We start from the raw sequence: 9,247 nt of genomic DNA on the forward strand, positions 1-9,247 counted from the left end.
CATCGCCGCCGCGGCCGCCAGAGGCGTCAGCAGCCAGGCCGCCAGGGGACTGGAGAAGCCGCCGGTCAGGGCCGCCGCCAACAGGCCGGCCAGCGCCCAGTTGACCAGGATCAGCCTCTGCCCCGTGCGCCGGGTCGAGCGCGCCATCAAGGCGCCGGCCAGGGCGGGCGCCGCGCCGATAGCGATGGCGGCCAGGGCCGGGGCGTCCGTGCTGATCGGCAGGGCCAGGATCAGGCCCGAGCCCATGGCGATCAGCGCCAGCCAGGCGACATGCCACCAGACCAGGGGTCCGGCGGCGGAGACGGCTTGCGCCTCGCTCCTGTCTGTCGTGGCGTCCTGCACGGCGCGCGACCTGGCCTCATTGAAGTCCGGCCAAACGCCGGGCGGAACATCTTAACGACGCCCTTGAGTCCCCGCGAGGCTCCTCGCCCCCGGCGCGATACGCGGGGCGGCAACGAATGGGTAAGCGCACGGTGCGACACTTGGTCTTCCACCGCCAGAAAGACAACTTCCGCGATCCATGTCCAAGGCGGCGCCCTCCATTCCCTCGGAATTCGACCCGGCGCCCGAGCCACGCGCGCGGAGCCCGCGTCGTCGCCAGCGGCTTGCGGCCCTGGAGGCCCAGAAGCGCTCCTTCCTGCGCATGGCCAGCCATGAGCTGCGCACCCCGCTCAACTCGATCCTGGGCTTTTCGGAGATCCTGGCCGGCGAGCTCTACGGCCCCCTGGGCGCGCCGCAGTACAAGGAATACGCCGAGCTGATCCGCACCAGTGGCGACCGCCTGCTGAAGCTGGTGAACCAAATCCTGGACATCGCCCGGCTCGAAGGCCACGCCATGGACCTGTCGCCGCGCACCCAGGCCCTGGACCATGTGCTGGACGACGTCATCGACAGCCTGCGCGAGGACATCCGCCTGCGCGGAACCCGGGTGACCGTGGTGGACGAGGGCCGCCTGCCCGGCGCCTTCGCCGATCCCCGCGGCCTGCGGACCGTCGTCACCAACCTGCTGCACAACGCCGTGGTCTTCTCGCCCGAGGGCGCGCACATCGTCATCGAGACCCGTCGGGCCGGCGATGAGGTTGAGCTGGTGATCACCGACACGGGTCCCGGCGTCGACCCCGAGGACGTGCCGCGCCTGCTGCGCCCCTTCGAGCAGGGCGACAACGCCCTGACCCGCCGCAGCCAGGGGGCGGGCCTGGGCCTGCCCATCGCCCTGCTGCTTTGCGAGGCCATGGACGGCCAGCTGCACCTGACTCCGGCCGCCGACACGGGCCTGGCGGCGCGGATCGTTCTGCCCGCGGCCATTGCGCCGGAGGATATCGCCGCTTAAGTCGCGGCCGATGTCCTCGATCCAAGACGAACTCAACGAACTGGCCGACGAATTCGACCTCCTGGGCGACTGGGAGGAACGCTATCGCTATGTGATCGAGATGGGCCGCGACCTGGCGCCGCTCTCGGACGCTGAGCGCAGCGAGGCCAACAAGGTCCGCGGCTGCGCCAGCCAGGTCTGGCTGGTGACCGAGCCGCAGGGCGACGGAACCGTCCGGTTCCGCGGCGACTCCGACGCCCACATCGTGCGGGGCCTGATCGCGGTGGTGCTGCGGTTGGTGTCGGGCCATACGCCCGGCGACATCCTGGCCTTCGACGCCGGCGCCGCGTTCGACCGCATCGGGCTTAGCGGCCATTTGTCGGCGCAGCGGTCCAATGGTCTGGCCTCCATGGTCGCGCGCATCCGCCGCGACGCCGAGGCGCTGAGCGCCTAGGTCTAGACTAGCGAGATCAGGCGGCGCGGATGCCGGTGACCGAGCCGCTCTCGGCCTGCATGCCCATCACAGCGTCGTAGCCGAGGATCATGTCCACATCGACGCCGTTGGAGGCCAGCGGCAGGCGTAGCCACAGGATCGACATGTGGGCGGCGCCGCGCCAGGACAGGCTGTGGACCCCCACGGCCGGGCGCTTGTCCTCTACGATCTTGGTCAGCTCGGTGCGCCAGTAGTCGGCGGCGGCGCTGTTATAGACCTCGTCCAGGCCCTTGCCGGTGATCTCGCGGCCATAGACCCCATAGAGGCCGGTGCCGGCCAGGCGCAGGCGGAAATCCAGCGGATCGCGGGTGACGTCGATCAGACTGATGGTCGGCAACAGGCGCTTGATGTCGCCAGGCTGAATATCCTGGCGTCCAGGCAGCCGGGCGCCATGCCGGAGCCCTGCCCAGTAGGCAAAGAGCTCCTCATGCGCGCGTGCCGCCGCTGCAGAGGCCCCTATCTGCGCCGCCATATTCAGATTCCTTAACAACCCCTTGGAATCACGACGAATCACTTATCGCGCGAGCGGGGAATCTGCGGCAAGGGGAAATGACGTCATGCGACCAATTTCCCGACGGCGAGGGCCGAAAAAGCAGAACGCCCGCTGTCGCCAGCGGGCGTTTGCAATATCCACCGCTTGGGGAAGCGGCTTACTTCGAGCGCTTGCGCGGAGCCTGACGGCCGCCCTGGCCCAGGCCCATCTGCTTGGCCAGGTCCGAGCGGGCCTTGGCGTAGTTGGGCGCCACCATCGGATAATCCTTCGGCAGGTTCCACTTCGCCCGGTATTCCTCGGGGCTCATATTATACTTGGTCCGCAGGTGCCGCTTGAGCGACTTGAACTTGCGGCCATCCTCCAGACACACGAGGTGATCCGGGGTGATGGACCGACGGACCGGCACGGCCGGTTCCTTCGGGGTGACTTCCGGAGCTTCCACACCACCGGCGATACCGGTCAGAGCGCGGTGAATGCTCTGGATCAGCGCGGGGAGATCGGCGGCGGCGACAGTGTTATTGCCGACGTAAGCGGACACGATATCCGCCGTCATCTCGATGACTTCTGACTTTTCGTCCATAACCTTCAATCCGTGAGAGTGCGGTGCACCAAATTGGGGGAATGACTGATTCACGACATCAGTTATCCGGTGCTTATACGTGCATGCTGATAAGCACAAGCGATGATCAGGCGCGTTATCGTCCGCTATCAAGTTCAATCGGCCGAGGAATGCGATTGAATTGAGAACTCAACCCACCCAAGACGAGTAGAATTCGGCGTCCTGGCTCCGCTTGTCGCTGCGATTCGAAGCATTTCACCGTCGAGCGCCGCTCAACGTACTCAGCGTATGAAAACCAGCGCGGAGCGGACAGCCTGCGACAAGGATTCACGGGGTGTTTTGAAAGTCCAGGACGACGCAAGAGCGCGACACGCCCGGACACAACCCATTTCGGGTGAACAAGATCAACGCAATGCGGCCGTCGCGCGGGCTTGGCGGCGGCGACGGGCCGAAATGCTTGGCGCGACCATAGTCGAGACGGCGCCGATGAGCGCGGCCTCGCCGTCCTATCGGCGAAATTCTTTGGCCAGGGCCAGCATCGCGGCGCGCTGAGGGATCGAATACTCGCCCGCGCCGTCCTCATCACCCTCGCGGATCGCCTTCACCAGGGCCGGCGTCAGGGCCGAGGACAGCGACCAGTTCCAGTACCGCAGCACGGTCTGGGCCCGGTCCACGGCGATCATGTCATAGGTGACCAGCACCCGCTCCAGCCCTGGGTGCAGCGCGCCCGTCTGGTCGGTCTCGGGGCGGCGCAGGGCGCGCCAAAGGGCGCGGATCGCCGCCTTGGGCAGGCCGGTCGCCTTGCACAGGATCGCCAGGGGCTCGCCGCCGGGATCGGTGAAGATCTTGGCGCCCGTCATCGGCTTCAGGCCCGACAGATAGGAGATCTCCTCCGCGGTCTCGCGGGTCAGGCCGGTCTGGGCCGCGGCCACCGCCGCCTCCAGGCTGTCGAAGGGGCTCTTGTCGATGGCGGCGCGGTTGCGTTGGCGGCGCTCGATGAACTGCAGAGCCTTGCGGGCCAGGGGGTCCTGCCAATTCTCCTGGGCGGCCAGGGAGAAGATGTCGCCCGCCGCGTCCTGCAGCACTTCCCGCGACACCGCGAACCTCTGCAGGATCGTGCGCCGCGCATCCGCATCGGCCCACCAGAACAGCACATAGGCGTGGGCGGGGCGCAGTTCGGGACGCCGCAGCAGCATGGGCGCCAGCTGGGCCTCGTCGCGGGTCAGGGCGACGATCACCTCCAGGGCGGCGTTGGACAGCTTGGCCAGGTCGTTCTGCAGCAGGCAGGAGATCACGGCGGACTCGCCGAACTCCACCAGGGCCTCACTGACCACCTCCGACACCCCGCGGCGCAGGGCGACCAGACGGCGGTGCTCCAGCCCCGTCGTGCGCACGCAGTCCATGAGGTCGGAATCGGATAGCGCCTGGGCGTGGGCCAGCAGGGCCTCGGCGATCTCCACCCGGTCGCGCAGCAGCAGGCGCACTAGGCTGGCGGGGATCTCGGTCAGGTTGGCCAGCCGCCGGGCCACCTTCATGCGCTCTTCCGGCTCTGCCTCGCGCAGCATGTCCACCAAGAGGTCGGCGGTCATGGCGCGTTCGAAAGCGTTCACCCGCGACGACGGCAGGCACACCACGTCCGCCAGGCGCTTGAGCAGCGCATGGCGGGCTCGGAACACGGGCGGCGCAGGCTGGGCGCCGAAGGCGGACGGCGAAGCGGTCATGGCCCGACTGGACCATAACCGCCTTAACCGGTCGTTTTCAGATCACTTGAAGGTGGGGGCTTGCCAATGCTCGCTCCAGATGTCCGGAACATCGGTCGAAACCTTGTCCGGATACCGGGCCGGGCGCTTTTCGAGGAACGAGACCACGCCCTCCTTGGCGTCGGCCATCTTGCCCCGGGCGTGGATGCCGCGGCTGTCGGCGCGGTGCGCTTCCATCGGGTGGTTGGCGCCGGCCATCCGCCAGATCAGCTGGCGGGTGATGGCGATGGAGACCGGCGCGGTGTTGTCGACGATCTCGCGGGCCAGGGCCTTGGCGGCCGGCAGCAGGTCGTCGGGCTCGTGCACCGAGCGCACCAGGCCCTTGTCCAGGGCTTCCTGGGCCGGGAAGATCCGCCCCGTATAGCACCACTCCAGCGCCGTCTGAACGCCCACCAGCCGCGGCAGGAACCAGGACGAGGCCGCTTCCGGGTTGATGCCCCGGCGGGAGAACACGAACCCGAACTTCGCCGCGGTGGAGGCCAGGCGGATGTCCATGGCCAGCTGCATGGTCACCCCGATGCCGACCGCCGCGCCGTTGATGGCGCCGATCACCGGCTTCAGGCTGTCATAGATGCGCAGGGTCAGGAGGCCGCCGCCGTCGCGCTGCACGCCGTCCTGCTTGCGGGCCGCCAGGGCCTCGCCGCCTTGCGAATCATAGTCGAAGGTCGCCGCCCCGGCCGACAGGTCGGCGCCGGCGCAGAAGGCGCGACCCGAGCCGGTGATGATCACCGCCTTGATGTCGTCATTGGCGTCGGTGTGGTCGAAACAGGCGATCATCTCCTTCATCATCTGGGTGTTGAAGGCGTTCAGCTTGTCCGGCCGGTTCAGGGTCAGGATCGCCACCCCGTCCTCTACGTCCAGCGTGATCGTCTCGAATGTGGGCGTGGCCATGTGGGCTCCTCCTGATGATTTCTTGCATTCCGGCCCGCTTGACGGACGGTCCGTCAAGCGCCGCATAGTTGTCCCAACGACAATTAAATTGGGAGAGGCCGGGCGGCTCACGCACCGGCCACAGTCAGGAAGACCGATGCATCCGGCCACGCACGCCAAGACCCACCCCGACCGCGCCGCCTACATCATGGCCGGCACCGGCGAGACCGTGACCTACCGCGAGCTCGACGAACGCTCCAACCAGGGCGCCCAGCTGTTCCGCTCGCTGGGCCTGAAGCCCGGCGACGTCATCGCCATCCTGCTGGAGAACCACCCGCGCTATTTCGAGGTCGCCTGGGCCGCCCAGCGCGCCGGCCTCTACTACACCTGCATCTCGTCCAAGCTGACCGCCGGCGAGGTCGAATACATCGTCGGCGACTGCGGGGCCCAACTGCTGATCACCTCGCAGGGCGTCGGCCCGGTGGTCGATGAACTGCCCCCGCTGCTCAAGGGCGTGAAGCTCTACATGGTCGGCGAGCCCAAGGCCCCCTACGAAAGCTTCGAGACCGCCCGCGCCGGCTTCCCCACCACCCCGATCGCCGACGAGACCGCCGGTTCGGACATGCTCTACTCCTCCGGCACCACCGGCCGGCCCAAGGGCATCAAGCCGCCGCTCACCGGCGGCGCCATCGACGAGCCCACCTCGCTCGCCATGATGGCCAACCAGGTGTTCGGCTTCCCGCTCGACGGCATCTACCTGTCGCCCGCGCCGCTCTATCACGCCGCGCCCCTGCGCTGGACCATGGGCATGCAACGCCTGGGCGGCACCGTGGTGGTGATGGAGAAGTTCGACGCCGAGGACGCCCTGCGGCTGATCGAAAAGTACAAGATCAACTGCGGCCAGTTCGTGCCCACCCACTTCGTGCGCATGCTGAAGCTGCCGGAGGATGTGCGCGCCCGCTACGACATCTCCTCCATGCAGTCGGCGGTCCACGCCGCCGCCCCCTGCCCCGTCCCGGTCAAGGAACAGATGATCGCCTGGTGGGGCCCGGTGATCCACGAGTACTACGCCGGCACCGAGGGTAACGGCTTCTGCTACATCTCCTCGGCCGAATGGCTGACCCACAAGGGCTCGGTCGGCCGTTGCCTGACCGCCGAACTGCGCATCTGCGACGAGAACGGCGAGGCCGTGCCCCCGCGCACCGAGGGCGTCGTCCACTTCGCGGGCGGCCCGCCCCTGTCCTACCACAACGCCCCTGAGAAGGTGGCCGAGAACACCAACCAGCACGGCTGGACCACCCTGGGCGACGTGGGCTGGGTCGACGAGGAAGGCTATCTCTACCTCACCGACCGCAAGAGCTTCATGATCATCTCCGGCGGCGTGAACATCTATCCGCAGGAGCTCGAAAACCTGCTGATCACCCACCCCAAGGTCGCCGACGCCGCCGTGGTCGGCGCCCCGCACGAGGAGATGGGCGAACAGGTCGTGGCCGTGATCCAGCCCGCCAACTGGGCCGAGGCCGGCGACGCCCTGGCCGCCGAGCTTATGGCCTTCTGCCGCGAACACCTCAGCCACGTGAAGTCGCCCCGCAAGATCGACTTCATGGAAGAGCTCCCCCGCCACCCCACCGGCAAGCTCTACAAGCGCCTGATCCGCGACGCCTACTGGGGCAAGGAAGGCTCCAAGATCGTCTAACGCCCAAACTCCTCCCCCGCCTGCGGGGGAGGGGGACCGCGGAGCGGTGGAGGGGGCGTTCCGCCCACTCTGAGCCTGACCGCCGCCCCATTCACACGGGGAAGCAAAATCGCGCCTATAGATTGCATTCCCCAAAGCGAGCCCATTGACTTGGGTCCGCAACTGTCCGACGCCGGAAGGACAGGTCGGGTCTTGGCGGCTTGAGGGGTGCGCAGATGCCTCACACAATTGTTCGGCGGGCAGAGGCCTTCGGCGACGACCGGGCCGCGATCCTGAACGCCCACGCCGTCCACGAGCTGGGCGCCGGCGCGCCGCCCCTCGTGCTGCTGCACGGCTTCGGCTCGGACCAAAGCATCTGGAGCCGCCTGGCGCCGCAGCTCTCGGCCCAGCGCCGCGTGATCCTCTACGACCACATGGGCAGCGGCCGCTCGGATCTGGGCCACTATGACGCCGCCCGCTATGCGACCCTCGACGGCTATGCCGATGACCTGGTCGAGGTGCTGGACGCCCTGGACCTACGGGACGTGACCCTGGTCGGCCACTCCGTCTCCGGCATGATCAGCCTCTTGGGCGCCCTGCGCACCGACCGCATCGCCCGCCTGGTGATGATCGGCGCCTCGCCGCGCTATTTGAACGACACCGGCTATGAGGGCGGCTTCGAGCCGGCCGATGTCGCCGACTTCCTGGGCATGATGGAGCTGGACTTCCAGGGCTGGGCCCGGACCCTGGCGCCGCGGGTGCTCGACCACCCCGACCGCCCGGACCTCGTCGAGGAGCTGAGCTTCAGCTTCTGCCGCAGCGACGCCGAGATCACCCGCCGGTTCGCCCAGGCCACCTTCCTGTCCGACCAGCGGACGGTGCTTGGCGCCTGCCCCCTGCCCGTCCTGGTCCTGCAGTCCGAAAGCGACGCCATCGTGCCGCTGTCGGCCGCCCAGGTCCTGGCCGGCCAACTGCCCGGCGGGCGGCTGGAGATGCTGAAGACCCGCGGCCACTATCCGCAGCTGGCGGCGCCCCACCTGCTGGCGGCGGCCATCGAGCGCTTCCTGGCGGAGCCCCAGGCTTGAACGAGAGGCGCGATACGGGCCTCGACCACGCTGCGCCCGTCGGCCTGTTCCGCGCCGACGGGGCCATGACCCTGCAGGCGGTCAATCCCCGGCTCTGCGCCCTGACCGGCCGCACCGCGGCGGAGCTCGTCGGCCTCGGCTTCCGCGACCTGCTGACCCGCTCGTCGCAGATGGTCTACGCCCTGAAGGTCGAGACCGCCCTCTTGGCCGAGAACCGGGTCGACGAGATTTTCCTGGAGCTGGCCGCCGCCGACGGGCGCGCCCGGCCCGTCCTGCTCACCATCGCCGCCGAGGCCGACGGCTGGGCCGGCGCCGTGTGCGCCTCGCCGGAGCGCCGGGCCTATGAGCTGGAGCTGATCGCCGCCCGTCAAGCCGCCCAGGAGGCCGGGCGGGCCCGTGGCCGCTTCCTGGCCGCAGTCAGCCACGAGCTCCGGACCCCGCTCACCGCCATCCTCGGCGCCGGCTTCCTGATCGAGGCGCAGACCGACCAGGACCCGGTGGCCGACCGCGCCCGCCTGATCGTCGCAGCCGCCGCCGAGTTGGAGCGGCTGGTCGACGACGTGCTGGACTTCACCGACCTGGAGGGCGGCGCGGGCGAAGTGGCCTTGGCCCCGGTCGACCTGGCCGGGGTGGTCCAGGCCGCCTGTGAGGGCCCCCGCAAGCTGGCCGCCGCCAAGGGCCTGACCTTCCGGCTGGAGATCGCCCCGGACGCCGCCGGCCGCGTCCTGGCCGATCCGCCCAAGCTGCGCCAGATCGTGCGCGCCCTGACCGACAATGCGGTCAAGTTCACGAACCAGGGCGAGGTCGAGGTGCGGGTCGGCCGCGACGGCGCGGATACGGTGCTGGAGGTCCGCGACACCGGTCCCGGCTTTGATCTCACCGACGCCGCCCGGCTCCTATCGCCCTTCGAGCGCGGCCCGGCCCCGGCCGAGCGTGGCTTCGGCCTGGGCCTGGCCACCGTCCGTCGGCTGGCCGAGCGCCTGGGCGGAGGGCTGGAGGTGCG

At 68.8% G+C, this 9,247-nt stretch carries 9 protein-coding genes and 1 pseudogene; 5 read left to right on the forward strand and 5 right to left on the reverse strand.

Annotation, left to right across the window (positions count from 1 at the left end; translation table 11 throughout):
* Positions 1 to 342: pseudogene (locus ACFQ27_RS20080) on the reverse strand (hypothetical protein); the annotation flags it as partial.
* Positions 343 to 520: 178 nt separating this feature from the next.
* Between ACFQ27_RS20080 and ACFQ27_RS20085 the strand changes: the two are divergent.
* Both ACFQ27_RS20085 and ACFQ27_RS20090 read left to right on the forward strand, forming a co-directional pair.
* The gene (locus ACFQ27_RS20085; protein WP_374347058.1) at positions 521 to 1,330 is read left to right on the forward strand and encodes a sensor histidine kinase; all 810 of its coding nucleotides are present in this window, start codon (positions 521 to 523) and stop codon (positions 1,328 to 1,330) included.
* Positions 1,331 to 1,340: 10 nt separating this feature from the next.
* The gene (locus ACFQ27_RS20090; RefSeq protein ID WP_377354823.1) at positions 1,341 to 1,763 is read left to right on the forward strand and encodes a SufE family protein; all 423 of its coding nucleotides are present in this window, start codon (positions 1,341 to 1,343) and stop codon (positions 1,761 to 1,763) included.
* A 16-nt stretch (positions 1,764 to 1,779) separates the two neighbouring features.
* On the opposite strand, the gene mopJ is transcribed toward ACFQ27_RS20090, so the two are convergent.
* The 4 genes from mopJ to ACFQ27_RS20110 form a co-directional block, all read right to left on the reverse strand.
* On the reverse strand, positions 1,780 to 2,274 hold the full coding sequence (gene mopJ / locus ACFQ27_RS20095) for a motility/cell cycle regulatory protein MopJ (RefSeq protein ID WP_374347054.1): 495 nt from the start codon (positions 2,272 to 2,274) through the stop codon (positions 1,780 to 1,782).
* Between the two features lie 178 nt (positions 2,275 to 2,452).
* Positions 2,453 to 2,875, reverse strand: coding sequence for a MucR family transcriptional regulator (locus tag ACFQ27_RS20100; protein ID WP_377354824.1), 423 nt, complete (start codon positions 2,873 to 2,875; stop codon positions 2,453 to 2,455).
* Between the two features lie 485 nt (positions 2,876 to 3,360).
* The gene (locus tag ACFQ27_RS20105; RefSeq protein ID WP_374347050.1) at positions 3,361 to 4,575 is read right to left on the reverse strand and encodes a DUF2336 domain-containing protein; all 1,215 of its coding nucleotides are present in this window, start codon (positions 4,573 to 4,575) and stop codon (positions 3,361 to 3,363) included.
* 42 nt (positions 4,576 to 4,617) lie between these two features.
* Positions 4,618 to 5,505: a crotonase/enoyl-CoA hydratase family protein gene (locus ACFQ27_RS20110; RefSeq protein WP_374347048.1), complete on the reverse strand. Its 888-nt coding sequence runs from the start codon at positions 5,503 to 5,505 to the stop codon at positions 4,618 to 4,620.
* 136 nt (positions 5,506 to 5,641) lie between these two features.
* Between ACFQ27_RS20110 and ACFQ27_RS20115 the strand changes: the two genes are divergently transcribed.
* The 3 genes from ACFQ27_RS20115 to ACFQ27_RS20125 all read left to right on the forward strand — a co-directional run.
* Complete coding sequence (locus ACFQ27_RS20115) at positions 5,642 to 7,180, forward strand: acyl-CoA synthetase (protein ID WP_377354825.1); 1,539 nt, start codon at positions 5,642 to 5,644, stop codon at positions 7,178 to 7,180.
* A gap of 215 nt (positions 7,181 to 7,395) precedes the next feature.
* Complete coding sequence (locus ACFQ27_RS20120) at positions 7,396 to 8,244, forward strand: alpha/beta fold hydrolase (RefSeq protein ID WP_377354826.1); 849 nt, start codon at positions 7,396 to 7,398, stop codon at positions 8,242 to 8,244.
* Positions 8,241 to 9,247, forward strand: a 1,007-nt coding sequence (locus ACFQ27_RS20125; protein WP_377354827.1) for a sensor histidine kinase, incomplete at its 3' end; no start/stop codon positions are given. The genes ACFQ27_RS20120 and ACFQ27_RS20125, both read left to right, overlap by 4 nt.

This window comes from Phenylobacterium conjunctum, assembly GCF_042679085.1.
GTDB lineage: Bacteria > Pseudomonadota > Alphaproteobacteria > Caulobacterales > Caulobacteraceae > Phenylobacterium > Phenylobacterium conjunctum.